Origin of the sequence: Providencia sp. PROV109, from assembly GCF_033681625.1 — a bacterium.
Lineage (GTDB): Bacteria > Pseudomonadota > Gammaproteobacteria > Enterobacterales > Enterobacteriaceae > Providencia > Providencia hangzhouensis.
In genome coordinates, this window is the sequence record NZ_CP096320.1 from 88,879 (window position 1) to 115,445 (window position 26,567).

A 26,567-nucleotide genomic window follows, 5' to 3' on the forward strand; every position below is an offset into this window, starting at 1 on the left:
TTTTATTGTTAAATAAAACTCATTATCATTTAAAATATTGGTTATTAATTTATTTCAATAATGATATGGATTTAGTTTGTTGATAAATAAGGAATAAATAAAAATGGATCGTTTAGCAACACACTTAGTCATGGGGATTGACCTTGGGACAAGTAACAGTGCGGTAAGTTTGTGGTTAGATGGCAAATCAGTCCTAATTCCTAATCTACAAGGAAACGTTCTAACACCTTCTGTGGTTGGTTTAGATGATGAAGGCCAGATTATCGTAGGACAAGCTGCTCATGAACGTTTACAAAGTCATCCTAATATAACTAAAGCGAGTTTCAAACGTTATATGGGAACCGATGCCACTATAACACTAGGTAAGCTTGTATTTCGTGCTGAAGAAGTCTCCGCTTTGTTGTTACGTCAACTTAAAGATGATGTTGAAGCATGGTTAGGTTATGCCGTCAAAGACGCCATAATTACAGTTCCTGCTTATTTTAATGACGTCCAGCGCCGCGCAGTTAAAACAGCGGGGCAGCTTGCTGGATTGAATGTTGTAAGGTTATTAAATGAGCCAACAGCCGCTTCACTTGCTTTTGGGTTACTCGAAAATAAAGAACATAAATACCTCACATTTGACCTAGGAGGGGGCACGTTTGACGTATCGATCATCGATATGTTTGAAGGCGTTATCGAAGTTTGTGCTAGTAGTGGTGATGTACGCTTAGGCGGTGATGATTTTCGTGAAGTGATTTATCAATGGATGTTGAAAAAGTACCCCGAATTACACAAAGATAAGTTTCTGATACGGCCTGAATTATTGAAATTGGCGGAACATCTCAAGTTAGTCTTGAGTCAAGCACCAGAATGCTATGTTTCTATGCATTGGAATGAGTCAGATTTTGAATGGAAAATGACAGAACAAGAGCTAGCTACTTGTTGTCAGCCTTTATTAGCTCGTCTTCAACAACCTATTTTACAGGCATTGCATGACTCCCGTTTTTCGCTTAATGATCTTGACGATATATTGCTAGTGGGAGGGGCGACACGTATGCCTCTCGTTAGACAAACCGTAGCTCGTCTTTTCGGGCGATTTCCACGGCATGATTTAAATCCTGATGAGGCAGTTGCTTTAGGGGCTGGTGTCCAAGCAGGTATGGTAATGGCAGATTGCGCTTTGGATGATATCGTTTTAACCGATGTCATGCCATTTTCATTGGGGGTTGATACCACGAAACAGCATGGTGAGCGTTTTGAATTTGGTTACTATCTTCCTATTATTGAACGCAATAATTTCTTGCCTATCAGTAAGATGCAGGAGCTAAGTACAATTGTAGATAACCAAGAGCATATTTTACTCAAGGTATATCAAGGTGAAGCTCGCCTAGTCAAAGATAATGTTTTCCTTGGGGAATTAAAGATAGATATTCCTCCACGACCAGCCGGGGAAGTGACGATTGAAGTTAGGTTTACTTACACGGTTGATGGTTTACTTGAAGTTGAGTGTCATTATCAAGGTAGCCCTAAGGTTTATCGGTTATTGATTGAAAAGGTACCGGGTCAAATGAGTGAGGCTCAAATTTCAGCCAGCTTGGCAAAAATTGCAGGGTTAAAGCAGCATCCAAGGAATATGCCTGAAAATAGAGAATTGTTAGCCCGTTGTTCTCAATTATATGAATTCTTGCTCGGTGATGACAGACTTTGGGTCGATAAGATAACAACTGAGTTTGAGATAGCGTTAAATAGCCAAGATTTACGCTTGATCGCAACATTTCGCCAGCAAGTTGTTCAATTTTTGAAACGATATGAAAGGGATTTGCATTAATGGATATGTGGCAAATATTGGGAATTCCGTTCACTCATGATGAAAAAGAAATCCGTAGGGCTTATGCAAAGCAACTCAAAAAATATCGACCCGATACTCATCCAAAAGAGTATCAGCAGCTAAGAGAAGCATTTGAAAATGCAAAAAACGTATCCTCTTATCAAGTGAGTTCTCAGCCTGAAGTTGCTTCTGAAGACGAAAGTTATGGTGAAGCCGTATTATTAAATGAACACACCAGGTATCAAGATATTTATTTTTCTGATTGGCTATCAAACACATTTGTAGTGGATGAACCTTTACCAGCTATCACTGTGGCTGAAGCTGTTTATACTCAAGATGAAATTGATACTGTCGCGAGCCTGATTGTGGAGAATGAAAGCAAAGGGAAGGCCGCGCTATCTTTTCTTTGGGCTCATGTGATGGAAAAAGGCAATTTACACATTTTTGCTCAGTTTCATAAGGATTTTGCCAAAGCATTATCACAACAGCAGGGCTTAATGGAATCGACCGTAGATTGTGCTTCTGAATTATTGAATTGGCAGTTAAATGATTATAATTCAGACAGTGTGGTTCCAATGTTTATTCAAGAAGGTATTCAAAATCAATTACGTAAAACTGCTGTTGAACGTGCATGGCGAGATTGCGAAATTGAAGCATCACATAAGTACTCGATCTCAGCATTTACAATGCAATTTTTAATTGGAAAGCAGGCAGAAGTGACTGGGTGGATGCGGTTAGTACCTGGGGTGCTGGATTTGTTGATGAAGCAATATCAGCAGTTGATACAAAATTACCCAGAGCTTGCAGATCGAGTTAATCCAGCAGTGGCCGCTTTTTTCAGTCAACCTAGAGTATGTTTTTCTCTTTCTCATTTATTTCTTCTTATGTTTTGGGGAAGTATATTTTGTATTGCGGCGCCGTCTCCGGATATCGATAACCGGGTTATTATCGCAGTTGCGATGATTTTTATTTTCTATTTATATCTTAGCGATGCGTTATTATTTTTCTTTTTAAATAAAAATAAAGACACTTTTGGCGCTATATTTTTATTGGTAGATTTTCTATTTTCGATAATGGTGCTAACAGGGATATATGTATTCATTATGTCTGTCATTGCTGACGTAGTGAATATTACAATTAAAGGTGGTGATAATCAGGTGGGAACTATCATGTTTAGCGGTATGTTCTTGTTAATGATCATCTGGCAAATAGTACCAAAGACAAAAGGGATACCAAAATTGAGGTTACCAGGGATAACCGTATCGCGTATTCTTGGGTTTCCATGGATATTTTTAAAGTGGTTTAATTCTTGGTGGATTACGCTCACTTGGGGGCTATTGATATATATTATTTTAGAGCTGACATTGATAGGAGCCCTGCTAAAAATTAGTGAGGTTATTAACCATGGGTTATGGTAACTTGAACACAGTAACAGTTATTTCATCCTATGTGAGTATTAAGGTGTGATCTTGCATGAAAGTATCTCCCCAAGTTTTTATCGGTAAAGTCCAAGCAACCCAGTTTTGTGGGCACAGCGCTATTCACAAGCAAGCTGCCGACGGGTTATTGATGTTAGGGCAATTGGGACTTGATGGCGATGAACAAGCTGAAAAACGCTTCCATGGCGGGCCTGATAGAGCACTTTGCCATTATCCTCGTGAACATTATGATTTCTGGGTAAATGCGTATCCTGATTTAGCCGATTTATTTGTTGCCTCTGCATTTGGGGAAAATATATCAACATTGGGTATGAGTGAAGAAAACGTATTTATTGGGGATATTTTTGCATGGGGTGATGCGCGTATTCAGGTCACTCAGCCTCGTTCCCCTTGTTATAAGCTCAATGGGTTAACGGGAATTGAAAATTTTGCACAAATGATGCAAGACAATGGGCGCTGTGGTTGGTTGTACCGTGTCATTAAAACAGGCAATGTTAGTGAAAATACGCCATTAACCTTATTAAGCCGCAATAGTGATATTTCAGTACAAGAAGCCATTATGATTGCATTTCACGCCCCTTATGATGAAGAGCTGTATCAGCGGCTTTTAAGTGCTGCAGGGCTATCCGCAAGTTGGAGCTTAACCATGCAGAACCGTTTAGATAACCACCGGATTGAAGAGTTTAAGCACCGGTTGTTTGGTAAGCGTTAATATAAAGCGATGTGCTTATGGCAAAGAGAGTATTTGGCCATAAGCACTTGCTAGCAATATAACGCCTAAGTCTTAGGCATTTGTTGTATAAACTGTTGGTACCGCGGTATATTCGCCATTAATTCGAGATGTGTTCCCTGAGCAATAATTTTTCCTTTCTCCATATAAACAACATGGTCTGCTTGGCGAGCGAGATTAGGCTGGTGGGTGACGATGATACGTGTTTGTTGTTTTGCTTGAGTAATAAGGTCAATCACGGAGGCTGTATTGATATTATCAAGGCTTGCCGTTGGTTCATCCATTAAAATGATATTAGGATGCTGTAGAATCAGCCTTGCAATACACAGCCGTTGTCTTTGTCCTCCAGAAAGTAACATACCACCGGCACCTACCTCTTTTTCTAAGAACGTATGATTGGCAGTGAAATTAAGTTGTATCAGTAATGCACTGATTGCCCGGTCATCAATATTATCATCATCAAGTACCAAATTTTGGCGTACGCTACCGCTAAATAAACGGCTATCTTGCAGTAAGACTCCCCGGCGAGCACACAACACCTCTTGTGATAGGTTTTTAATATTTTTATTACCGTAGTTCACACTGCCATGTGTTGGGTCTTGTAAGCGGGCGAGTAAGCCTAATAATGTACTTTTTCCTGCTCCTGATGGACCTACAATGACGGTAATTGTATGTTCTTTAAAGTTAAGGTTTATATTTTGTAAAATGCGTTTTTTATTATCACTGTAAAATGATAACTGTTCACAGCTAACGCTATCGATAGTGGGTGTTAATGAACGATAAGGAAAGTTCAACACGGGGGCCTTCAAGGCTTTTTCGATTTGTTGAATTGCTTTTTTCATTTGCCTAATTGATTGGTCTAAATGAGAAAGTAACCACATAGGCTCAATTAAACGAGCTAATAAAACTAACCCGGCTAGCCACATGTTTAGTGGCATCTTTGCATGATCAACTAAATAAATTCCGAATCCAAAGAGCGTAATAAACGCGGTTTGTACCATTAATGAAAATAATAAGTGAAATGGCAAGCTTCTTCGTTGTAGTTGTCTCTGAGTTTGATATTGGGATGCTAAGGCAAGTTTAGGATGCAGGTGCTCATAGTGAGTACTTGAACGACGAATCAATGGCTGGTGGAGAGCATATTGGTTGAGTGCACTCATTGCTTGTTGTTCTGACTCATGAGCTGCTCGTTCGAAAAAAGCAATTTTGCTGGCAGACAAGCGTAAAGAAATTAATAACAAAAAGAGTATAAACAGTAAAATAGCGCCAAATGTACTTTGATAGATTAAAACCCCGATCACGATAGTACAAGGTGTTATTAACCCACTAATAATAGAATGCAACAAATGTGCAGGTACAGACATAACCTGTGATACCGGCCCTGAAATTAGTTGGCTGCTGTTTGATATGGGTTGTAATGAAAGAGGCAGATGGCGAATAAGTGCTGTAGCAAGATAGCGCATCACTAACCCCCCAGCAAAATAGCCTTTTTGAGTGGCTATAAATGTTACGGCTAATGTCGTTAAACTAGAAAGAGCGAATAATGTTAATGGCATTGTGGTATCAAGGTGCCAATCTAAAATAACAACAAATAAAAATAACCCGCTAATTCCCTCTAAAACAGCGCTTAGCGTCATCCAAAATATAGCATTACGTACGGTGTACAATAAGCGTTTAAGCACAGTTATCCTCCAAGGCACGTAAAAGTTGCTGATAGGGTTCTGAATGTATTGAAAGGTATTGATGCGAGCCTTGTGCGATTAATTTTCCGTTGTCTAACAATAATATGCGGTCTGCTAGATTCAAACTGCTTAAGTCATGGGTAATTAATACACAGGTTCGCGGCTCGGAGTGTAATAAATTGAGAACCCGTTGTGCATTTTGTGGGTCAAGTGCTGATGTTGGTTCATCAAGCAGCAATAAAGGCGCTGACGATAGGAGTGCACGCGCAATTGCGAGGCGTTGAGCTTCTCCACCGGATAACACCATATCTTGCTCTATTACGGCATCTAGCCCTTTAGGCTGTTGTTTTACAATCGATGATAAGTTGAGTTCATTAAGATAACGGTACATATTATCTTCAGTGGTGTTGGGGGCAAATAGCTGTAGATTTTCACGGATAGAACAAGGCAAAGGAGGGGAGTTTTGCATGACGATGGAAACTGTACGGTTCAAACTTGTCAATGATAGAGATGGTAATGGCGCTGAGTTAAAGAGCACATTTCCTTCAGTTGGGTCTAAATAGCGCGCCATAAGCTGTAATAAAGTACTTTTCCCTGCACCAGATGCCCCGACAATAGCGATAAATTCGTTAGGCTCTATGGTGATATTAATATTTGATAATATTGGATTATCACCTATTTTAACGTCAACTTGGACAAGTTTGAGCTCACCTTGGGATGGGATAACGTTCTTTTCTCCGTAGTGCATGTCTGGTTCAGTTAGAAACTGGCGAATACGTTCTGATGCGCTGACGGCAAGGTTTAAGGCGTCTGCGCCATGCCCCATTGCAGCAACCGGCGCTGCGATACTGCTGATTAATAGAATGAACAAAATGACTTGATCGAGAGGCGCGGGCTCTGGCAGCAATGAAACCCCAAAAATAACCCATAATGACAGCAATGTGCTGCTGATACCGACTTGGGTCAGTGAGCTCAAGGCACCTATTTTGCTTACCCATCGCTTAAAGGTGATTTCAAATTGATATAGAGCTTGTGATGCTTTCTTTTGAATTGATTGATTGGGATATTGCCTCGCTTGCAGCGGGTTATCTGCGAGTTCGGCGTATTGTTGATATAGAGATCCCATTGCTTGGTTACGTGCGGTGTATAGCGCCTGATAGCGCACAGAACGCATTTGTCTAAATAAAAAAACAGAGGCAATTAACGGTATTAAGCTAAAAATGGTGAGTAGGGCATTTTGCCATAATAGAATGAGAGTTGCTGCTGTGGGGACGATAATCAATTTTGTAATATCAGCAGGGGCATGAGCGGTTAATTGATGTAATCCTCGCACATCGCGATCTGCAATTTGCAAAAAGCCGTCTCTACCGTGTTGGGCAAAGTGATTTAATGGAAGTTTCTCTACTTTATCCAGAAGTTGTAGTCTAACTTGATGGCAGAGATGGTTATCTGTTTGATGTGTTAAATACAGAGCAAGAGTTTGGCAAATTAACCAACTCACACCACCGATGGAAGCAATAACAACCCACTCATAATATTGATGAACGGGAGTAACTGCAACTTGGCTAATTGCTATTAATGGAATGAGTGAACAGAGGCCTGCAATAGCTTGTAAAATAAGTGCAAATAATAATGTGAAACGATAGGGGCGAAGTAATTCCCAGAGTGCGCGGTACATGCGAAACCTCCAATAGCGAATCTATCACTTTAATTTATTTTGTTTTGTTATCGTGAATTAGTTGTTTTGCTCGCCAGACTATTTGTTTTGTTTGCAGGCCTTAAGTGGAAGTATTCATTTTTAAAGCGCTTTTTTAGGGTTTTTAGTAAGATGTGATATTACGATTGGGAATATTGGGGGAATGAGATGCAATATGATTTAAATGATCTCTACTATTTTGTGAAAGTTGTCGAATATGGTGGGTTTTCACAAGCGGGTTTGGCTCTGGGTATCCCTAAATCTAAATTGAGCCGACGTATTGCAGACTTAGAAAAAAATCTTAATGTTTCATTGATTTACCGTTCTACTCGCCAGTTTCATGTCACGGAAGTGGGACAAGTTTTTTATCAGCAGTGTAAAAACGTAGTTGATGAAGCTGAAGTTGCTCACGAATTGATTTGTTCCGTTCAGTCACACCCGAAAGGAACGATCAAACTATCGTGTCCAGTTGCACTATTACAAGTATATCTCAATGAACTACTTGTAGATTTTATGATAAAGTACCCTGATATTGATATCCAAATCTTAGCGGTTAACCGCCCTGTTGATGTCATTAGTGAAGGGTTAGATTTAGCTATTCGTGTACGTTCATTGCCCTTAGATGATTCAGGCTTAATGATGAAAGTGCTAGGGTATTCACGGCGTATATTAGTGGCTAGCCCACGATTATTCGCAGAACAGGGTGAACTTACAGAACCAGAAAAGCTGGTGGATTACCCTATGTTAGCGAATACGGAGCATTCACAAAATTACACGTTAACCCTCAAAAATAGTGACGACCTTAGCTTTACGCAGCATTTTACCCCTAAGTTAGCCACAACAGATACCTTAACGCTATACCATGCGGCACTAAAAGGTGCTGGAATCGCAAGGCTACCTTATGGTGTGGTAGAAAAAGACATTGAATCAGGGAATTTGATAGAGGTATTACCGCAATGGCAGTTTCCTGAAGATATCATTCATGCAGTATATCCATCACGCAAAGGGTTGTTGCCGTCAATCCAATTATTATTGAATCATTTAGCAGATAATATTTCGCCGTCAGTGAAATAAATTTCCCCGATAGCGCATTAGGCTATCAGGGAAATATTCGTCATTTATTGTGTTTCAGGAATGCGGCCAAATTTCCCACTGTTGAAATCATTTATGGCTTCATTGATTTCTTGCACAGTATTCATCACAAAGGGGCCGTAGCCAACAACCGGCTCGTTAATGGGATCACCACTGAGCAATAGAACTAAGGCATCTTCTGTGGCTTCTAACAGAATATTGCTGTCTGTATCGTCGAGGATCATCAACTCCCCTTCGTTTAAAGCGGAACGGCCATCAACAAATATTGAACCACGTAGCATGATTAAGCCGACATGGCGTCCCGCTTTAGTTGGGATACCCACAGTTTTACCTTTGTTAAGCTGTAAATCCCATACATCCAATGGACTAAAAGTTTGTGCTGCACCTTTATTGCCCAAATAGTCACCGGCAATCACTCGCAATGTACCTGCATCATTGGGTAATGCGACTTTTGGCATGCTTTGGCTTTCTAACAGTTGGTAGCCGGGAGCCGCTGATTTGTCTTTTGCTGGCAAATTAACCCACAATTGCACCATATCAAGTGTGCCACCTTGTTTCATGAAGGCGTCAGACTGATACTCTTGATGCAAAATACCCGATGCTGCAGTCATCCACTGAACATCACCTGGGCCTATCACACCGCCTTCCCCCGTAGAGTCATGGTGGGCTACTTCGCCATCATACACTATCGTGACTGTTTCAAACCCACGGTGTGGATGCTCGCCAACGCCTCTGTTTGCTGAATTTGAGCTTGGGAAATCAAAAGGCCCCGCTCTGTCGAGCAAAAGGAATGGGTTGAGGTATTTTCCATGATCGTTATAGCTAAACATTGAACGGACAGGGAAGCCGTCTCCTACCCAATGGCTGCGAGGAGATTGATAGATACCAATAATTTTTTTCATGGTTTTGCTCCTAAAATTGTTTTGATGACTGAATAATAAAGGAGCAAATCATTTGGCAGTAGTGGCAAAAATAGGTTTCATTGTTGCAGTGATAGAACAATAAAATAAAGTCTAATTATTCTATTTATAGAACAGTGTTTATCAAAAACTGGACTACTCAGCTTTAAACCGATGAATTAATCTAAATAACACGAAAACGGAGCGGATATCGTTCTATTTTTAAATCAAAAAAGATTTCATATTTTATCGATTGAGAGGTTTCATCATGAGTAGTCCAGCTAATTTTAATGGTCAACGTCCTGCTATTAACCCAGAAGATGCGGTGATGTTATTAATCGATCACCAGAGTGGCTTATTCCAAACCGTAGGTGACATGCCAATGACGGAATTGCGTGCTCGTGCCGCTGTTCTAGCTAAAATGGCTTCACTAGCTAAAATTCCAGTAATAACAACGGCTTCTGTACCTCAAGGTCCAAATGGTCCGTTGATCCCAGAAATTCATCAAAACGCACCTCATGCACAATATATTGCACGTCGCGGTGAAATTAATGCATGGGATAACCCAGAGTTTGTGGCGGCCGTGAAAGCAACAGGTAAAAAGCAACTGATTATTGCCGGAACTATTACCAGTGTTTGTATGGCATTTCCTGCAATTAGTGCGGTGATGGATGGCTACCAAGTATTTGTGGTGATTGACGCTTCAGGTACTTACAGCAAAATGGCACAAGAAATTACCTTAGCGCGTGTCGTTCAAGCGGGTGTCGTTCCAATGGATACTGCTGCTGTTGCTTCAGAATTGCAAGGGACTTGGAACCGCGAAGATGCGGCGGAGTGGGCAATGGCTTACACGCAAATTTTCCCTGCCTATCAATTATTAATTGAAAGTTACAGCAAAGCACAAGATGTTCTGAAAAATAATGAACAATTAGATTCAGAGCGCTAATTAAAGAAATACTCACGATATTTAACTCACGAAATGAAATAAGGCTGCCTTTATCACGAATAAGGGCAGTTTATTTGCACTTAAATTTTAAGGAACGTACATGAAAAAGTTAGCTTTACCTTTATTGGCATCTTTATTTGTTTTTGGAACCGCTCAGGCGGCTGACTATAAATTAGACCCAACGCATACGAAAGCGGTGTTCTATATTGACCATTTTAATACTTCAACCAATAGCGGTGGTTTTCACAATATCACTGGGGATATGACTTATTCTCCGGAAAAACAAACAGGTAGTGTGAATGTTATCATCCCTGCGGAAACATTAAATACTGGTTTACCTGCATTCGATAATCATATCAAAAGTGCAGATATGTTAGATGTTGCCAAGTACCCAACGATTGAATTTAAGTCGTCTAAATGGAATTTCGTTGATAACAAGCCTGTTTCTATTGACGGTGTACTGACAATGAAAGGCAAGTCACACCCTATTCAATTAAAAGCAACAAAGTTTGGTTGTTACTTCAGCCCAATTTTTAAAGCGGATGTTTGTGGTGGTGATTTTGAAGCAACTATTGATCGTACACAGTGGGGTGTCGATTTCTTAGTGAAAGATGGTATGACTCAGAATGTTACTATCAAGATCCAGGCAGAAGCCATTAAACAATAATTTGTGGTAATAAGTACAAGAAAGTAAAGGATTAATCATGTTGAATTTCAAAAAAAATACCGTTGTGACATCAACACTATTAGCTGTTGCTTTAACATTAGGGACGGCTCAAGCTGCTGAATATAAAGCGAGCGATAAAGAAGGCCCAATTAAAATTGTGAACTTGGATGAATTAGAAAGCCAGGTTGCCAAAAGTATGGATAAAGGTGCTTTTGGTTATATTCGCGGTGGTGCTGAAGATGAATTAAACCTGAAGAAAAATACGCAACACTTTGATAATAAATATATTATGCCAAGAGTGATGCAGGGAATTGAAATTTCAGATATCGACCTTTCAACTGATTTTTTAGGAATTAAACTAAAAACCCCTATTATTCAAGCTCCGATGGCGGCTCAAGGATTAGCACATAAAGACGGGGAAATTGCGACAGCAAAAGGTATGGCTAAAGCGGGTTCTATTTTCTCGTTAAGCACTTATGGGAATAAAACGATTGAAGAGGTGGCTGAAGTTTCAGGGGAAAACCCGTTTTTTTTCCAGCTTTATATGAGTAAAAATGATGCTTTTAACGAATTTACGTTAAAGCGAGCTAAAGAAAGTGGTGCTAAAGCGATTATTTTAACCGTTGACTCCCCTGTTGGTGGGTATCGTGAAGATGATATTCGTAATAGCTTTCAATTCCCACTAGGCTTTGCCAACTTAGAGCTATTTGCTAAGCAAAATAGTGATGGTTCGAAAACAGGTAAAGGTGCAGGGATCAGTGAAATTTATGCACAAGCAAAACAAGCCTTTACACCTGCAGATATTCAATATGTGAAAAAATTATCAGGATTACCGGTAATAGTTAAAGGTATTCAATCGCCTGAAGATGCTGATGTTGTGATCAAAGCCGGAGCCGATGCCATTTGGGTATCTAATCACGGTGGTCGCCAGTTAGACAGTGGTCCTGCGTCTTTTGATGTATTACCGTCAATTGCTAAAGTTGTGAATAAACGTGTTCCAATTGTCTTTGACAGTGGTGTACGCCGTGGTTCACATGTATTTAAAGCCTTAGCAAGCGGTGCGGATGTTGTAGCTGTTGGCCGTCCTATTCTCTACGGGTTGAATTTAGGTGGGGCAGAAGGGGTGAACTCAGTGATTCAACAGCTGAATAAAGAACTATCTATCAATATGATGCTAGGTGGTGCGAAAAATATTGAAGGTGTTAAAGCGACGAAGCTGTATACCGACAAAGATTTTCAATAATTAAAGTTACACTCATTGGTTAATTAAAAACGGGAAAAATTTCCCGTTTTTTTATCCATAAATAAACCAATATCTAAGCTGTAAATCCACCATCAATATTTAAATTTGCTCCCGTTATATAAGCAGCTGCTGGGCTAGCTAAGTACAATACAAAATCAGCAATTTCATCAGCATTAGCATAGCGTTTTAAGGCCATTATTTGTTTCAAACTTTCTGCAAACTCGCCTTGTTCTGGGTTCATATCTGTATTTACGGGGCCCGGCTGAACGTTATTGACCGTTATCCCCCTTACTGCTACATCTCTAGCCATGCCTTTTGTTAAGCCAATGATAGCTGATTTGCTCATCGCATAGGCAGCCCCACCTTCGAATGGAACCCGTTCTGAGTTGACACTACCAATGTGAATTATTCGTCCATTATCATTCATAACAGCTAGTGCTGATTGGCTAGCAATAAATAAGCTGCGTACATTTAGGGAATACGAGCGATCAAATGATTCTAGAGGGAGAGTTTCTACTGAGCCAAATTCAAGAATACCAATACTGTTAATTAAAATATCAACAGAACCAAATCTATCAAATGACTGTTTGATTGCTGCTGTAATTTCATATTCATTTGCACTATTGGCTTTTATAGCCATAACTGTACCAGGATACTGGGCTGTTTCAGTGATCAATAATTTTGCATTTTGATCTGATGAGGCATAGGTGAAAGTAACATTTGCACCCTCTTTGGCAAGTTTTTTTACAATAGCAGCACCAATACCGCGCGAGCCGCCTTGGACAATAGCATGTTTACTTTTGAATAACATAGAGTGACCTTATTATTAGTTAAATAATTTAAAATCAATAGATAAGGTATTTAATAGATAAAGATGGGTGGACTCCAGATAGAAAAACAGAAGGAGTTTGTGAAAAAAATTGATTATGTATTAATGGACGCGCTCACCCATTGATGAGTAAGCGCTTTTTAATTGGCTAGCGTTGTGGGCGTTTAACAAAACCAATTGCTTCGTAAACTTTATCTAGAGTTTCTTGTGCGCGAGCAGCGGCTTTGGTTGCGCCTTCATCCATTATTTGGTTGAGTAGCGCTTCGTTATTACGGAATTCATGATAACGAGTTTGAAGTGTGGTTAACATACCGGAAACGGCTTCTGCCACAGCTCCTTTAAGATGACCGTACATTTGCCCTTCAAATTCGGTCTCAAGTTCTGCGATTTTCTTACCTGTCACACCCGACATGATATCTAATAAGTTAGAAACCCCTGGTTTGTTTTCTAAATCATAACGAATACGCGGTGGCTCTTCGGAGTCAGTCATTGCGCGTTTGATTTTTTTCACGACAGATTTCGGGTCTTCTAATAAGGCGATAACGTTGTTACGGTTATCATCGGACTTAGACATTTTCTTGGTTGGATCTTGCAGAGCCATAACACGGGCACCACCACCAGTCGGAATGAATGGATCGGGTACAGTGAAAATATCACCATAAATGGCATTGAAGCGTTGAGCAATATCACGGCTCAATTCAAGGTGTTGTTTCTGGTCAATACCAACAGGTACTTGATTCGTTTGATAAATCAAAATATCTGCTGCCATTAGTACTGGGTAATCAAAGAGTCCCGCATTGATATTTTCTGCGTGACGGGCAGATTTATCTTTAAACTGAGTCATACGGCTCAACTCACCGAAATAGGTGTAGCAGTTAAGCGCCCAGCTCAGTTGAGCGTGTTGTGGTACATGTGACTGCACAAAAATGGTGCTTTTTTTCGGGTCAATACCACATGCTAAATAGAGCGCAAGTGTATCGAGGGTTCTTTTACGCAGTTCAACAGGGTCTTGGCGAACGGTGATGGCGTGCTGGTCAACGATACAGTAAATGCAGTCGTAGTCATCTTGCATTTGTACCCACTGACGTAATGCACCCATGTAGTTACCGATGGTTAATTCACCGGAAGGCTGTGCGCCGCTGAATACGATTGGTTTTTGGGGTTGCTTTAATTTTTCAGTGGGAGTGCTCATTTAGTTATGTCCTTGCTTATTTTATTTCAGATAACCCGATTGCAGGTAATAAATCAGAAAAATGTGTTAATACACAGTTCGGTTCACTCAGTGCAATAGATTCACCATAGTTATAACCGTAGGTCAGACCGACACACGGGCATTCAGCGCTTTTCGCTGCAATAATATCATTACGAGAATCGCCGACAAAAAGCAATTCTTCTTTACGTAAACCGAATGTTCCCATCGTTAGGTAGAGGGGAGCAGGATGCGGTTTTAAAGCTTTGACGTCATCGCTACCCAAGACTAGAGAAAAGTAGTGTTCAATACCTAGTTTCTTCAATAATGGCGCAATAAATGGGGTCGCTTTATTAGTAACAATTCCCATAGGTAGGCCATGTTTTGCTAATTGCTCTAAAGTATCTTTTACTTCAGGAAACAGTTGGCTGCCTGTTGTGACGGACGTTGCATAGAATTTATCAAAACTGGCCCGAGCTTTTTTTTGTAGCTCATGTGTGATTTCGGCACCCGCCCATGAAAGTGCGCGTTCAACTAACACATCAACACCATTGCCTACCCAAATAGAAACGCGTTCTTTACCTGCAGGGGCAAAATTAAATTCTTTGAGCATGTTGTCGATGGCTTCAGCTAAGCCAGCTGCACTGTCTACGAGTGTGCCGTCTAAATCGAAAGCGATCGCTTTGATATTCTCTAATACCACTTCAGTCATTGAGATACCTTTTGTAATTCGTTACGCATCGCGTCGATGACGGTTTTATAGTCCGGTTGGTCGAAAATAGCAGAACCCGCAACGAAGGTATCGGCACCTGCCGCTGCAATCTCTGCGATATTATTCACTTTGACACCGCCGTCGACTTCCAAACGAATATCATAGCCACTTTCATCAATTAATTTACGGACTTGGCGCAATTTATTGAGCGTTTGTGGGATAAAGGATTGGCCTCCAAAACCTGGGTTCACAGACATGAGCAGGATCATATCGACTTTATCCATGACGTAATCAAGGTAGCTAAGTGGCGTTGCTGGGTTAAATACTAACCCCGCGGTACAGCCATGTTCGCGAATTAACTGCAATGAGCGGTCAACATGTTCGCTGGCTTCAGGATGGAAACTAATATGAGTTGCACCGGCCTTAGCAAAATCTGGGATAATGCGGTCAACTGGCTTCACCATTAAATGAACATCGATAGGTGCAGTAATTCCGTAGTCTCGCAGTGCTTTACATATAGGTGCGCCAAACGTTAAGTTGGGTACGTAGTGGTTATCCATAACGTCAAAATGCACGATATCGGCACCAGCTGCAAGAACATTGGCGGTATCTTCGCCTAAACGTGCAAAGTCAGCAGATAAAATAGATGGGGCAATGAGAAAGTTTTTCATTATTGTCTCCGATTATTAATCGTTATCTGAGAGCCATTCATCGCTAGGTACAAGGCGCTGCGTTTTTTTCTTATCCGTTTTTCTAGGAGAAAGGCTATTAGGTATACCCGGATATAATGCCAGTAACTCATTGACTTTTGTCCGGTTTAATATATTTCTACTAATGGTGCGACGTACTTTTACAATATGCAATTGAGCTTGATAATACCACTCTCTCGTCATCGGGGTATCATGATTTGAGATCAAGACAGGAATTTTACTTTCTGTTGATAACTTTTGAGCCAAAATAGCTAAGTTTTGTTGTTCGAGCGAATTAAATGCATTCGTGTGATACGCCGTGAAGTTCGCTGTATCTGATAAAGGTGCATATGGTGGGTCACAGTAGACAACAGACCCCTCTTTTGCATTGAGCAGAGTTTCACCATAATGCTGAGTCATAAACGTGGCATTTTGTGATTTTTCAGCAAACCACAGTAATTCTTCTTTAGGAAAATAGGGTTTTTTATAGCGTCCAAAAGGAACATTAAATTCACCACGAGAATTATAACGGCATAACCCATTATAGCAGTGGCGGTTTAAGTATAAAAAAAGGACACTGCGTTTCTCAGTATCGGTCGATTGGTTAAAAGCTTCACGCATTAAATAATATTGTTCGGAAGTATTATATTCAGGTGTGAAGATTTGCTGGGCTTCTTCGATAAAAGCATCAGCGCGGTCTTTAACCGTATTGTAGAGGTTGATGAGGTCACTGTTGATATCTGCCAGTATGTATGAATCATAACTGGTGTTTAAAAACACTGACCCAGCACCAACAAAAGGCTCAATTAAGCAATCACCTTGTGGAAGGTGTTTTTTGATTTCTTCCACAAGGGGGTATTTACCCCCAGCCCATTTTAAAAAAGCGCGTTTTTTTTTCATGCCGTCTTATTATTACAATCGTTTAGAGTAACTGCATTTATACTCTGTCAGGACAACATAATGCGCCCGGGGAAAAACGTTGTTATTTTTGATCCTGTTTGACTTGTTTCATATTTCTAACCCACGGTTTTTTCGCTTGTACTGCAGCAGGTAACGTCCCTATTGCATTTTTTGCGTCGGTCACTGAATTATAATTTCCGTGAATAAGAACATACCAAGTTTGCCCATTACGTATGGTTTTATAAACTTTGTAATTGGCCAATTTGTTTTCTTTTGCGAAAGCTTCCAGTGTATCAGAGCGGCTTGCACTGCTGAGTTGCAATGTGTAGCTACCTGCTGGTGCAGACATGATATTGCTACCTTGGCTACTTGCCGTTGATTTTGCTGGCTGTTTAGTTTGCACAGGGTGTTTTGGCTCAACGGGTTTTACAGGTGTTTTTTCTGGCGTTACTGGTTTGACTACGGGTTGTTGTTCCACAGGTTTAACGGTTGGTGGCGTTAACGGTGTCGTATTTTGTGGCTGGCTAGTGCCTGGCACAGAAACTTGGCCTTGGTTTAAGGCATCAACTACATCGCCAGGTATTTCGATTCGCTCACCCAGACCATTTGGTTGAGTTTGAGGTTCGCCTTGGGTTGGCGTTGGCGTAATTTGTGAACCAGTGATTTCTTGCGGTTGCCCTGATAGCGTTTGACCTTGTGAATTTGTCAACGATGAGGAACCCGATAAATCGATATTCTGTGAATTATTGGCACCCGTTGTTTGTTGCTTTTCATGCTCTGTAGGGGCTTTCAGCGCTGAGCTGATAGCAATAATGAGCAGCAATAAGACCAGTACACCCACACCAATCATAATATGTTGACGTGAAAGTGCAATTTTAGGTTTTGCAGCAGATGATGATTGGCGTGAGCGCCCTGTCGGTCTATCTGATGTATCAGGCCTAAGATCATTTTGACCTTGAGACTGGTTATCTGGTTTAAATTCGTCCATTTTCCTCTCCCGAATAAAATTTGCCTATAGTAGAGATAAAATGTCTCTTATCAGTACAACCTCTAACGACCAAGCAGGACATCGCTGCTTATTTAAAGCATATATCCTTTCGTAATACCACGCTAGCCAAAGTGGTATTGATAATACGCTTTTTCAGAGTTTCGTATATAGGCGTAGGCATACCGTATAATTTAACGACTTTAGTGAACATCTACCAGTAACATTTTAAAACGCCAGTAAAAATTCAGCTTTTTCTTCGTTTTATGACATACAGGATGATATTGCCGCAATGACAGTCTGCGTATCAACATCTGAACGCATTTCCGAATGGCCGATAGTGGTAGGCAAAATTAAATGCAGTTTTCCACCCATCACTTTTTTATCTCGCATCATATGTGGGAGATAATCATCGGGCTTCATTTGTGAAGGGCCTTTGACGGGAAGTGATGCACGCTCTAAAAGTGTGACCACCCGCTGAGTTTGTTCAGGAGTAAATTGACCAAGTAATTCTGCTGTTTTTGCTGCCATAACCATGCCAGCCGCGACAGCTTCACCATGTAACCAGACGCCATAGCCCATATGCGCTTCGATAGCATGACCAAAGGTATGGCCTAAGTTCAATAATGCACGTAACCCACTGGTTTCTTTTTCATCCGCAGCAACCACTTGTGCTTTTAGTTCACAACAACGGCGAATACAGTAAGCCATCGCTTGGTCATCAAGAGAGACGAGGGCATCAATATTCTCTTCTAGCCAGCTAAAAAATTCACTATCGAGGATAATGCCATATTTAATGACTTCTGCTAAGCCGGAGGCAAGTTCTCTTGGTGGGAGAGTTTTTAAGCAGTTGAGATCAACCACAACAGAAGCGGGCTGATAAAATGCGCCGATCATATTTTTCCCTAGTGGGTGATTGACGGCGGTTTTACCACCGACAGAAGAGTCCACTTGAGATAATAAGGTCGTAGGTACTTGAATAAAACGTACTCCACGCTGATAGCTTGCTGCTGCGAAACCTGTTAGGTCACCAATGACGCCCCCACCAAGAGCGATGAGGGTGGTGTCACGGTTATGGTGTTTTTCAAGTAATGCGGTAAATACATCATTCATAATGAATAATGATTTGTATTGTTCACCATCCGGTAGAATGATGGTATCAACTTTTACGCCTGAAGTTTCAAGGGCATTCTTTATCTTATCGAGATAAATAGGGGCAAGAGTTTCATTTGTCACGATCATTGCTCGTTGACCCGCAGTTAATGGCTCAAATGCCCCGGTTTGTTGATATAAGCCGGGTGCAATATTGATTGGATAGCTACGTTCGCCTAGAGTGACGGTGACTTTTTCCATCTTGCTTTACCTTGAGTTCATTTTTGAAAATAACACCATGAACAATTAGTTTTTTTCTAATAGTTCAATGATTTGGTTGGCAACAACTTTTGCACTTTGCTCATCAGTATGAATGGTAATATCAGCAATTTCTTCATACATAGGATTACGTTCGTCAGCCAGTTTCTCAAGAACCTCACGTGCGGGTTCGTCAACTTGTAGCAGTGGACGTTTTTTGTCACGTTGTGTACGAGATAATTGTTTCTCAATGGTGGTCTCAAGATAAACAACGACACCGCGAGCGGATAGGCGATTACGGGTCTCTTTAGACTTAACAGAGCCACCACCTGTTGCTAATACAATGCCTTGTTTCTCTGTAAGCTCATTGATGATTTTTTCTTCGCGATCGCGAAAGCCTTCTTCACCTTCAAGGTCGAATACCCAGCCTACATCTGCGCCAGTGCGTTTTTCTATCTCGTGATCAGAGTCGAAAAACTCCATATTAAGCTGTTGAGCCAACTGACGGCCAATAGTACTTTTGCCAGCACCCATTGGTCCAACCAGAAAGATATTGCGTTTCTCTGCCATGTTTTTTGGTATTACTACGATTATTCGTTAATGATTACCCGCCCCGCCAATCAGATTAGCGGCGGGACCTAAACTGAAACCTCATAAGTGATGATGTGAGATCAGATAAGAAAATTATCTCAATACATCAACCTGAATTGCAACTATATAAATATGGCACTAAGCAAGCAAAGTGCCATATTTAAAATTACAGGTTTCGATACTTGAGCCGTCTATGTTGTCTAATGCCTTGTTTATCATGCTTTTTAACAGTTTCTAGCTATTGGTATCAGCAAGTTATTTCTGTTAAGAATAGAGCAACATTAATTGTGGCTGTTTTATAAGCGACTGACAGCTTGTTCTTTAATCTACGGATAGTTAGAACACTCAATGGATAACCTTGTATGCTAAAACGACGCCAGCGTCAAATTTATCCGGTAGGTTTATGCCATAAAAAATATTTTTTTTTGTCATCTTTGACTTATTGTGTATTCAACTATTTGAAGTATATGCGTTATTTTTTCCATGTTAAATATTGATAAGTTTTGGTGTTATAAAAACAATAAGGACACGCTTATCTGTATGCTTTGCCGTATTTGTGAATAATGTACCTAGAAAAGGGATATGAGATAAAAAGGGTAAGCCCATCTCTGTTTTTTCTTGTTTTTGCTGAAAAATTCCCCCAAGGATAAGGGTTTCATTATTTTTGATGGTTACGTTAGTTGCGATTTCTTGTTTATTGATGGCTAAGTGATGATGTTGGCTGCTAGTGAGTGCAGTATCGGGTGAGTTATGACTAATTTTAAGGTTTAACTCAATTTTTTCATCACGCACAATCGAGGGGGTAACATCCATACCCAGAACGGCATCTTTAAATTGTACGTGTGTTTTCTTGTCATTACTGGTGACATAGGGGATCTCTGTACCTTGCTGAATACTTGCGGGTTGTTGATGCGAAGCAACTAAACGAGGACTCGCAATAATAGAAAGCAGATTTTCTTTTTCTAATGCTTTCAGTTTCATTTCAAGTAAACCATCACCAAGACTAAGAACATTGAAGGCAAATTGTCCTGATATTGAAGAGTAACGATTGTAGCGATATAAGTGATTAGCGTTTAGATTTCCACCTGCCATCATTCCCCATTCTAAGCCCAACTCCTGTAATGCAGTTCGGCTGCTACTAATGATATGTGCAGTGATCTGTACTTGTTTATTTGGCTTATCTTGATGTTTTATCCATTCATCAATCAGTGCTAATCGATCTGGATCCTCTTTAATAATGAGGCTGTTTGTCGTGATATCGTGATGGATAGAGGCATTTTTTGATAATAACGAAGTATCTGGATGTTCTAATAGATGACGAACCTCTTGGACATTGGTTGAGATTAATTTAAATATTTTTTGGGTTAATGATGTTTTACTTGGCGTTACCTGCGCTACTGCTGTTTCCGGAGTAGGCTGGTTTTCTATTACTAAGGGAGGTATCAGTGGTGCAAAAGGATCTCTAACCTCTTCGGCAGAGATTAAAAATGAAGATAAAAAGAAGAGTCCCCCAGCAATCAGCATGAGGATGTTAGTTCGTGAGCTATTCATTGCGGTTTTCATCCTTGATAGCGAGAGTGTCGTTGAACAATGAAAATGAGATGGAGGTGATGATAATTCCTTGTTTTAAATATATTTTTATGTCATGAAAATGCCATCTCTGGGTTTGAGGAAGGGTAAGAAGCTGTTCTATAACGTGATAAATAGGAATGAAGTGACCTTGGAACTCCATAAAATAGGTATTGGTATCTGTTGGTTGCAATTGATTAAGTGTCACAGATGAATGTGAGAGCAAGGTATTTAACTGTGTCAGTAATTCAAGAGGCGCTTCTTTAATATCAACGGATTGCTTTAGTGATTGAGCTTGTTTTTCAAGTTGTTGTAACGAAGGTGAGTGATAGAGAGCTTTCTTTTCTCTTGTAATTGCTTCAATTAAATTCAGGTTCTCAATGGTTAATTCCATGATCTGATTTTGATTTTTTTTCCAGTATAAAAAATACCCCGCAGTGATACAAAGCACAATTAAGAACCAAACAGGTAGGGTTTGTTGCCAAAATGGGCGATACCAAAAAGAATGTATGGACTCATTCATCGAGCACTCCTTGATATTTGGCTGTGAGGTGTAAACGGTTTAATTGATTCACTCGGCTGATTTTTTTCAATTGAATATCACTCAAACCTGGGTGATTTTTAAGTTGTAAGCCAAGCGAATTGATATCTTGAAAATCATAACTGTTAGCTTTGATCTCTATTTTGTTATTCATTAACTGTAGATTTGTTAGCCAACTTTTGGGTGGAGTTAGAGTTGGAAGGTTTTGTAGTAACTTAAGTAAAAATTGGTTATTTACTATGATGCTATCTATCTTTCTTTTTTTGCTCATTAAGCTATTAATCTGTGTTTGTTGAGTCGCGATTTGCAATACTAATTGTTGTATCTGTTCATATTGTAGTTGGTTATTGTGCTTTCTATTTTTTAGGTCTTTCATTTCAATTTGTTGAAAAATAAATAAAAAAACACACGCTATAATCACTGAGCAGCAAACCACAGAACAAAAGAGTAAAAACTCTCGTATCTTCTTTTTTATTTGCTGTTGGCGCCAAGGGAGAAAGTTAACTTGGTATATTTCCATCAATTAAATATCTCCATGACGTAAAGCAAGACCGGCAGCAATCACAAAATCCCCCAGTAACTGTGGTAATTTAATATTATGCTGTTGAAAAGCTTGGCGTAATTCCCAGTGGTGAGCTACCTCATCAGTACGAGAAATCTGTTCATGATCTGTAATGAGGTAAATAGGTGAGGCTTTTTCTTGATCAATAAAGGGCAGCAAGTGGGAAAGTGTCGGTATATCGGTATCTTGTAAATGGTTATAATTAGCTGGTTGGCTAATTGGCCCTGACCAAAGCCATTCACCTTGTCGATAATGAATAACCCAGCATTCATCGGGTAAACCCGCGTTTCTTGCCACATAACGTAAAGCTATGGGGGCGACATCAATAGCAAGCAGATTGAACCCGCTTTCTGTAAATAGATTTTGCCAAAAAGTAATATCTGACTGGCGGGCCCCATTAAAATAAACCTGTTGTTTGATGACGCGATAGTCGATAACCAGCTCTTGGGCGTGCATAGAAAAACGTTTTTCAGCTTGAGATTGTAAATACCACCCTAATTCTGGTTGTGGCAATTTGCTTTCACTGGGTAATGAAATTTGTTGTTTTATTGTACGGACAGCGGGTAATGCGAAGGATACGGAACACTTTTTAGGTAATTTCTGACGCCATTGTAATAAAATATTCAGTAAAATTTGATATTGTTCATGGCTAGAATTATCAGTTAGCTCGAATGGTAATTGTTGTTGCCAACATTCACATAAATGCCAGTATTGTCTGCGCCGCTTTGCAGCGACTAGCTGTATTCTATCTCGATAGAGGTCGATCCCAATGTTCCATTTTGATGTATACATAGTTAATTTCCTTATCATTAACAAATAAATTACGATTTCTATTGTGCTGTATAAGCTTTATACTGTGTGTTAGTGATATCTAAACCCTCTTGTTAGCCGAGCATGGGAATTTTCCGGTGAAGTTCGTAAAATATTTTTTTATTCTTGTTTTCTGTTGCATTTTTTTGGGAACCGCCTCGATTTATGGCATGTATAAATATGTGGAAGGTGAGTTACCTGATGTAGCAACAATGAAAGACATTCGTCTGCAAATTCCAATGCAGGTATACAGTGCGGATAACGAATTGATTGCCCAATATGGGGAAAAGCGTCGTATTCCTTTACCTCTGGCAGAAATTCCTCCTTTAATGATCAAAGCGTTTATCGCCACTGAAGATAGCCGTTTTTATGAGCACCATGGGATTGACCCTATTGGTATTTTCCGTGCGGTTACCGTAATGGCGTCTTCTGGCCATGCATCTCAAGGGGCCAGTACAATCACTCAGCAGCTCGCGAGAAATTTTTATTTAAGCCCTGAAAAAACCCTCATGCGTAAAGCTAAAGAGGCATTTTTGGCTATTCGCATTGAGCAGCTTTTTACTAAAGATGAAATTATGGAGTTGTACCTGAATAAAATTTATTTAGGTAACCGTGCTTATGGCGTCGGAGCAGCTGCGTACGTTTATTTTGGTAAGACAGTGGATGAGTTGACGCTTAGTGAAATTGCGATGATTGCAGGTTTACCAAAAGCACCTTCTACATTTAACCCTCTGTACTCTTATGACCGTGCGGTAAGTCGTCGTAATGTGGTTCTTTCTCGCATGTTTGAGGAGAAATACATTACTCAAGACCAGTATGAACAAGCAAAAAATGAAAAAATAGTTGCTTCGTATCATGCGCCGAAAATTGATTTTTCTGCGCCGTATTTAGCCGAAATGGCGCGTCAAACCTTGTTTGATAAATATGGTGAAGATGCGTATACCGATGGGTATAAAGTCTACACTACGGTGATCCGTAAAGATCAGGAAGCTGCAACAACCGCAGTCCGTAATAATTTGATCGACTACGATACTCGCCACGGTTATCGCGGTCCTGCCGAGGTTTTATGGAAACAGAATGAAACGGCTTGGACAGCAGAGCAGATAGTCGAAAAATTGAAAAAAATGCCGGTTTATGGGCCTTTAATGCCTGCAGTTGTGACATCTGCAACAGCTTCAGAAGCGCAAGTGATGTTAGCTGATGGTTCGCAAATTCCTATTACAATGACCGGTGTGCGTTGGGCGCGTAAATTTATTTCAGATACTCAACAAGGTGCCGCGCCAAGAGCTGTAAATGCAGTCATGCAAGTGGGTGAGCAAATTTGGGTTCGAAAAGTTAAAGATAACTGGTGGTTAGGGCAAGTACCTGATGCGAATGCGGCATTTGTTGCTTTAAATCCAAATGATGGGGCGATTATTGCGCTAGTTGGTGGGTTTGACTTCAATATGAGTGAGTTTAACCGAGTCACCCAATCATTACGCCAAGTTGGTTCGAATATTAAACCTTTCCTATATACAGCGGCAATGGATAAAGGCCTGACATTATCATCATTACTTAATGATGTACCAATTAGCCGTTGGGATGCAGGTGCAGGTTCTGATTGGCGTCCTAAGAATTCACCTCCTCGCTATGATGGGCCTATTCGTTTACGTCAAGGTTTAGGCCAATCAAAAAACGTTGTGATGGTTCGTGCGATGAGAGCCATGGGGGTGGATTATGCGGCTGATTATCTGACTCGCTTTGGTTTTCCAGCGGAAAATATTAACCGTACTGAAGCATTAGCGTTAGGTGCTCCATCATTTACACCAATGCAAATGGTTCGTGGATATGCTGTCATGTCCAATGGTGGGTATTTGATTGACCCATACTACATTTCGAAGATCGAAAATCATAATAATGAGGTTATTTTCGAAGCCAACCCTAAAATAGCATGCCCTGATTGCACGAATATTCCGGTAATTTATGGTGATACGGAACGCACTATTGTGAGCAACGGTATTGATGATGAGTCTACCGAAGAAGTGACACAATCAGGCGATAATACCGTCATAAAAGAGCCAACAATGGAATTAACGACGGCAGCTAACTTAGACGGGAACTCTGGTGACCAATATGCACCTCATGTAATTAATACCCCACTTGCATTCTTAATTAGGGATGCGATGATGACCAATATTTATGGCGAGCCTGGTTGGTCAGGTACAGGTTGGCGTGCAGCGAGAGACTTAGGTGGTCGCCGTGATATTGGTGGGAAAACAGGGACAACTAACAGCTCTAAGGATGCTTGGTTCTCTGGCTATGGCCCAGATGTTGTTGCTTCTGCATGGATTGGTTTCGATGATAATAGGCGAACATTAGGTCGTGGTGAAGCCGGGGCTAAAAGTGCACAACCCATGTGGAACGACTTTATGAAGTCTATTTTGGCAGGGGTACCAGTGAAAACAATGAAACCGCCTAAAGGTGTTATTTCGGTCTCCATTGATAGCAGAACAGGTAAATTAGGTTCCTCCCGTCGTGAGTATTTTATTGAAGGAACTGAACCGAAAGAACATGCGGTACAAGAGGTAGGTACGACAATTTCTACGGAAGGCGGGGCCAGCCAAGAGCTATTTTAAAATTATTGTTGGTTAAATACCTATAATTAGCACCCCATTGTTGGTTTAAAACATGGGGTGTTTTCTATAGAGACGTTTAATATATCAGTAGGTTATATACCTATATTAATGATTAGTTATAGAAATAACATACAGCAGATGTAATGTTAAGTGTTATTACCTAACACTTTTTAGGTAACGTTCTAGATAGAAAAGTGCGCTAATATTCCGAGCTTCGTTGAAATCAGGGTGTTCCAGTAATTCCATCATTCGAGATATTGGCCATAGCTCTTGTTGTAGAGGTTCAGGCTCATCTCCTTTGAGTTTTTCCCTGTATAAGTCTTGAGCGATAAGAATATTCATTTTACTTGAAAAGTATGATGGCGACATCGTCAGTTTGGCGAGCTGAACCATGTGATTAGCGCCATAACCAATTTCTTCTTTGAGTTCACGCTGGGCTGCTTCAATGGCAATTTCACCGGGGTCGATAGCACCTTTGGGAAAGCCTAATTCATAGCTTTCAATCCCGACAGCGTATTCGCGAATGAGGATGAGGTTATCACCCATGATAGGAACAATAAGAACCGCTTCGCGTTTTGCGGGCCGCATTCTTTCATAGACTCGTTTTTCACCATTACTAAATTCGAGGTCAACTGATTGAATGCTGAATAATTTTGATTGAGCAACATCTTGAATATTCAAGATTTTAGGTTTTTTTAACTCTGTCATAACGATTTCCGAACAGGATGAGTGAAATCTATTGCTAAAAGCATATTTCATTGATTTACGAGACGCGTTTTACCTAGCACTGCCCGTATTTCGAAATCATCATACAACTATGACCTATATCAAAATAAAATGATAGATATTATCGAGTAGATAAAATGCTGTTAGTATAATTGACTCAAACAAATAATACAGGTAAACAAATAAAACATTTTTTACAAGATGTTGTAATTTAAAATAAAAACTACAAATAGAATAGGAATCGGCTTATTTTTAGGAAGTGTGAGGGCTGATATGCTTTTCTTATTCATTTTTC

General features: G+C 40.2%; 24 protein-coding genes. 8 read left to right on the forward strand and 16 right to left on the reverse strand.

The annotated features are described in order from the left end of the window. Positions 1-103 precede the first annotated feature (103 nt). Genes M1F25_RS00360 through yiiM form a run of 3 tightly spaced genes read left to right on the forward strand, consistent with a single transcriptional unit; the run spans position 104 to position 3,961 of the window. Positions 104-1,810, forward strand: coding sequence for an Hsp70 family protein (locus tag M1F25_RS00360; RefSeq protein ID WP_232368705.1), 1,707 nt, complete (start codon positions 104-106; stop codon positions 1,808-1,810). Next, a complete protein-coding gene (locus M1F25_RS00365; RefSeq protein ID WP_180312270.1) occupies positions 1,810-3,228 on the forward strand; it encodes a J domain-containing protein in 1,419 nt (472 codons plus the stop codon). Before M1F25_RS00360 ends, M1F25_RS00365 begins: the two co-directional genes overlap by 1 nt. Positions 3,229-3,283: 55 nt before the next feature. Then, the gene (yiiM, locus tag M1F25_RS00370) at positions 3,284-3,961 is read left to right on the forward strand and encodes a 6-hydroxyaminopurine reductase (protein WP_110592749.1); all 678 of its coding nucleotides are present in this window, start codon (positions 3,284-3,286) and stop codon (positions 3,959-3,961) included. 65 nt (positions 3,962-4,026) lie between these two features. Here yiiM and M1F25_RS00375 read toward each other — a convergent pair whose 3' ends face one another. Beyond that, the gene (locus M1F25_RS00375) at positions 4,027-5,661 is read right to left on the reverse strand and encodes an ABC transporter ATP-binding protein (protein WP_181488972.1); all 1,635 of its coding nucleotides are present in this window, start codon (positions 5,659-5,661) and stop codon (positions 4,027-4,029) included. Further along, complete coding sequence (locus M1F25_RS00380) at positions 5,654-7,339, reverse strand: ABC transporter ATP-binding protein (RefSeq protein WP_181488974.1); 1,686 nt, start codon at positions 7,337-7,339, stop codon at positions 5,654-5,656. The genes M1F25_RS00375 and M1F25_RS00380 overlap by 8 nt, the downstream gene beginning before the upstream one ends. Positions 7,340-7,525: 186 nt before the next feature. Here M1F25_RS00380 and M1F25_RS00385 point away from each other — a divergent pair, with 186 nt between their 5' ends. Further along, a complete protein-coding gene (locus M1F25_RS00385) occupies positions 7,526-8,431 on the forward strand; it encodes a LysR substrate-binding domain-containing protein (RefSeq protein ID WP_112308034.1) in 906 nt (301 codons plus the stop codon). Between the two features lie 44 nt (positions 8,432-8,475). Here the strand turns inward: M1F25_RS00385 and M1F25_RS00390 are convergent, their stop codons facing one another. After that, the gene (locus M1F25_RS00390; protein WP_112308033.1) at positions 8,476-9,351 is read right to left on the reverse strand and encodes a pirin family protein; all 876 of its coding nucleotides are present in this window, start codon (positions 9,349-9,351) and stop codon (positions 8,476-8,478) included. A gap of 265 nt (positions 9,352-9,616) precedes the next feature. Between M1F25_RS00390 and M1F25_RS00395 the strand changes: the two genes are divergently transcribed. The 3 genes from M1F25_RS00395 (at position 9,617) to M1F25_RS00405 (ending at position 12,204) form a co-directional block, all read left to right on the forward strand. Continuing rightward, positions 9,617-10,294: a hydrolase gene (locus M1F25_RS00395; protein WP_004906617.1), complete on the forward strand. Its 678-nt coding sequence runs from the start codon at positions 9,617-9,619 to the stop codon at positions 10,292-10,294. 100 nt (positions 10,295-10,394) lie between these two features. After that, positions 10,395-10,961 (forward strand): YceI family protein, encoded by a 567-nt coding sequence (locus M1F25_RS00400; RefSeq protein WP_112308032.1) that lies wholly within the window; start codon positions 10,395-10,397, stop codon positions 10,959-10,961. 37 nt (positions 10,962-10,998) lie between these two features. After that, the gene (locus M1F25_RS00405; RefSeq protein WP_164454796.1) at positions 10,999-12,204 is read left to right on the forward strand and encodes a lactate oxidase; all 1,206 of its coding nucleotides are present in this window, start codon (positions 10,999-11,001) and stop codon (positions 12,202-12,204) included. Positions 12,205-12,277: 73 nt separating this feature from the next. Here M1F25_RS00405 and M1F25_RS00410 read toward each other — a convergent pair whose 3' ends face one another. From M1F25_RS00410 to M1F25_RS00465, 12 genes are all read right to left on the reverse strand, one after another. Next, positions 12,278-13,015, reverse strand: a complete 738-nt coding sequence (locus M1F25_RS00410) for a 3-oxoacyl-ACP reductase family protein (protein ID WP_112308031.1) — start codon at positions 13,013-13,015, stop codon at positions 12,278-12,280. Positions 13,016-13,181: 166 nt separating this feature from the next. Continuing rightward, positions 13,182-14,225 carry a tryptophan--tRNA ligase gene (trpS, locus tag M1F25_RS00415; RefSeq protein WP_164454798.1) on the reverse strand — a complete coding sequence of 348 codons (1,044 nt, stop codon included), beginning with the start codon at positions 14,223-14,225 and terminating at the stop codon, positions 13,182-13,184. A gap of 16 nt (positions 14,226-14,241) precedes the next feature. After that, positions 14,242-14,934 (reverse strand): phosphoglycolate phosphatase, encoded by a 693-nt coding sequence (locus M1F25_RS00420; RefSeq protein ID WP_112308029.1) that lies wholly within the window; start codon positions 14,932-14,934, stop codon positions 14,242-14,244. Beyond that, positions 14,931-15,605 (reverse strand): ribulose-phosphate 3-epimerase, encoded by a 675-nt coding sequence (rpe, locus tag M1F25_RS00425; RefSeq protein WP_004263207.1) that lies wholly within the window; start codon positions 15,603-15,605, stop codon positions 14,931-14,933. The genes M1F25_RS00420 and rpe overlap by 4 nt, the downstream gene beginning before the upstream one ends. Before the next feature lie 15 nt (positions 15,606-15,620). Next, positions 15,621-16,523, reverse strand: coding sequence for an adenine-specific DNA-methyltransferase (dam, locus tag M1F25_RS00430; protein ID WP_004263205.1), 903 nt, complete (start codon positions 16,521-16,523; stop codon positions 15,621-15,623). 82 nt (positions 16,524-16,605) lie between these two features. Next, on the reverse strand, positions 16,606-17,511 hold the full coding sequence (locus tag M1F25_RS00435; protein WP_181488976.1) for an SPOR domain-containing protein: 906 nt from the start codon (positions 17,509-17,511) through the stop codon (positions 16,606-16,608). A 261-nt stretch (positions 17,512-17,772) separates the two neighbouring features. Further along, positions 17,773-18,861 carry a 3-dehydroquinate synthase gene (gene aroB / locus M1F25_RS00440; RefSeq protein ID WP_004263201.1) on the reverse strand — a complete coding sequence of 363 codons (1,089 nt, stop codon included), beginning with the start codon at positions 18,859-18,861 and terminating at the stop codon, positions 17,773-17,775. Positions 18,862-18,906: 45 nt separating this feature from the next. Continuing rightward, positions 18,907-19,428 (reverse strand): shikimate kinase AroK, encoded by a 522-nt coding sequence (aroK, locus tag M1F25_RS00445; RefSeq protein ID WP_004263200.1) that lies wholly within the window; start codon positions 19,426-19,428, stop codon positions 18,907-18,909. A 507-nt stretch (positions 19,429-19,935) separates the two neighbouring features. Next, entirely contained in the window at positions 19,936-21,000 is a 1,065-nt protein-coding gene (locus M1F25_RS00450; RefSeq protein WP_405127808.1) for a transporter, read from the reverse strand. Beyond that, positions 20,993-21,541 (reverse strand): hypothetical protein, encoded by a 549-nt coding sequence (locus M1F25_RS00455; protein WP_110592746.1) that lies wholly within the window; start codon positions 21,539-21,541, stop codon positions 20,993-20,995. Before M1F25_RS00455 ends, M1F25_RS00450 begins: the two co-directional genes overlap by 8 nt. Continuing rightward, a complete protein-coding gene (locus tag M1F25_RS00460; RefSeq protein WP_004263186.1) occupies positions 21,534-22,079 on the reverse strand; it encodes a PilN domain-containing protein in 546 nt (181 codons plus the stop codon). The genes M1F25_RS00455 and M1F25_RS00460 overlap by 8 nt, the downstream gene beginning before the upstream one ends. A gap of 3 nt (positions 22,080-22,082) precedes the next feature. Beyond that, entirely contained in the window at positions 22,083-22,913 is an 831-nt protein-coding gene (locus tag M1F25_RS00465) for a pilus assembly protein HofM (RefSeq protein ID WP_181488977.1), read from the reverse strand. Between the two features lie 116 nt (positions 22,914-23,029). Between M1F25_RS00465 and mrcA the strand changes: the two genes are divergently transcribed. Beyond that, positions 23,030-25,546, forward strand: a complete 2,517-nt coding sequence (gene mrcA / locus M1F25_RS00470) for a peptidoglycan glycosyltransferase/peptidoglycan DD-transpeptidase MrcA (protein ID WP_112308027.1) — start codon at positions 23,030-23,032, stop codon at positions 25,544-25,546. 156 nt (positions 25,547-25,702) lie between these two features. On the opposite strand, the gene nudE is transcribed toward mrcA, so the two are convergent. Then, a complete protein-coding gene (gene nudE, locus M1F25_RS00475) occupies positions 25,703-26,254 on the reverse strand; it encodes an ADP compounds hydrolase NudE (protein WP_094962884.1) in 552 nt (183 codons plus the stop codon). Positions 26,255-26,567: the final 313 nt, after the last annotated feature.

What these genes read in the sequence shown, in the direction of transcription:
- M1F25_RS00360 (WP_232368705.1), top strand. Translation starts at nt 104, where the DNA reads ATGGATCGTTTAGCAACACACTTAGTCATGGGGATTGACCTTGGGACA.
- M1F25_RS00365 (WP_180312270.1), top strand. Translation starts at nt 1,810, where the DNA reads ATGGATATGTGGCAAATATTGGGAATTCCGTTCACTCATGATGAAAAA.
- yiiM (WP_110592749.1), top strand. Translation starts at nt 3,284, where the DNA reads ATGAAAGTATCTCCCCAAGTTTTTATCGGTAAAGTCCAAGCAACCCAG.
- M1F25_RS00380 (WP_181488974.1), bottom strand. Translation starts at nt 7,339, where the DNA reads ATGTACCGCGCACTCTGGGAATTACTTCGCCCCTATCGTTTCACATTA.
- M1F25_RS00385 (WP_112308034.1), top strand. Translation starts at nt 7,526, where the DNA reads ATGCAATATGATTTAAATGATCTCTACTATTTTGTGAAAGTTGTCGAA.
- M1F25_RS00390 (WP_112308033.1), bottom strand. Translation starts at nt 9,351, where the DNA reads ATGAAAAAAATTATTGGTATCTATCAATCTCCTCGCAGCCATTGGGTA.
- M1F25_RS00395 (WP_004906617.1), top strand. Translation starts at nt 9,617, where the DNA reads ATGAGTAGTCCAGCTAATTTTAATGGTCAACGTCCTGCTATTAACCCA.
- M1F25_RS00400 (WP_112308032.1), top strand. Translation starts at nt 10,395, where the DNA reads ATGAAAAAGTTAGCTTTACCTTTATTGGCATCTTTATTTGTTTTTGGA.
- M1F25_RS00405 (WP_164454796.1), top strand. Translation starts at nt 10,999, where the DNA reads ATGTTGAATTTCAAAAAAAATACCGTTGTGACATCAACACTATTAGCT.
- M1F25_RS00410 (WP_112308031.1), bottom strand. Translation starts at nt 13,015, where the DNA reads ATGTTATTCAAAAGTAAACATGCTATTGTCCAAGGCGGCTCGCGCGGT.
- trpS (WP_164454798.1), bottom strand. Translation starts at nt 14,225, where the DNA reads ATGAGCACTCCCACTGAAAAATTAAAGCAACCCCAAAAACCAATCGTA.
- M1F25_RS00420 (WP_112308029.1), bottom strand. Translation starts at nt 14,934, where the DNA reads ATGACTGAAGTGGTATTAGAGAATATCAAAGCGATCGCTTTCGATTTA.
- rpe (WP_004263207.1), bottom strand. Translation starts at nt 15,605, where the DNA reads ATGAAAAACTTTCTCATTGCCCCATCTATTTTATCTGCTGACTTTGCA.
- dam (WP_004263205.1), bottom strand. Translation starts at nt 16,523, where the DNA reads ATGAAAAAAAAACGCGCTTTTTTAAAATGGGCTGGGGGTAAATACCCC.
- M1F25_RS00435 (WP_181488976.1), bottom strand. Translation starts at nt 17,511, where the DNA reads ATGGACGAATTTAAACCAGATAACCAGTCTCAAGGTCAAAATGATCTT.
- aroB (WP_004263201.1), bottom strand. Translation starts at nt 18,861, where the DNA reads ATGGAAAAAGTCACCGTCACTCTAGGCGAACGTAGCTATCCAATCAAT.
- aroK (WP_004263200.1), bottom strand. Translation starts at nt 19,428, where the DNA reads ATGGCAGAGAAACGCAATATCTTTCTGGTTGGACCAATGGGTGCTGGC.
- M1F25_RS00450 (WP_405127808.1), bottom strand. Translation starts at nt 21,000, where the DNA reads ATGAATAGCTCACGAACTAACATCCTCATGCTGATTGCTGGGGGACTC.
- M1F25_RS00455 (WP_110592746.1), bottom strand. Translation starts at nt 21,541, where the DNA reads ATGAATGAGTCCATACATTCTTTTTGGTATCGCCCATTTTGGCAACAA.
- M1F25_RS00460 (WP_004263186.1), bottom strand. Translation starts at nt 22,079, where the DNA reads ATGGAAATATACCAAGTTAACTTTCTCCCTTGGCGCCAACAGCAAATA.
- M1F25_RS00465 (WP_181488977.1), bottom strand. Translation starts at nt 22,913, where the DNA reads ATGTATACATCAAAATGGAACATTGGGATCGACCTCTATCGAGATAGA.
- nudE (WP_094962884.1), bottom strand. Translation starts at nt 26,254, where the DNA reads ATGACAGAGTTAAAAAAACCTAAAATCTTGAATATTCAAGATGTTGCT.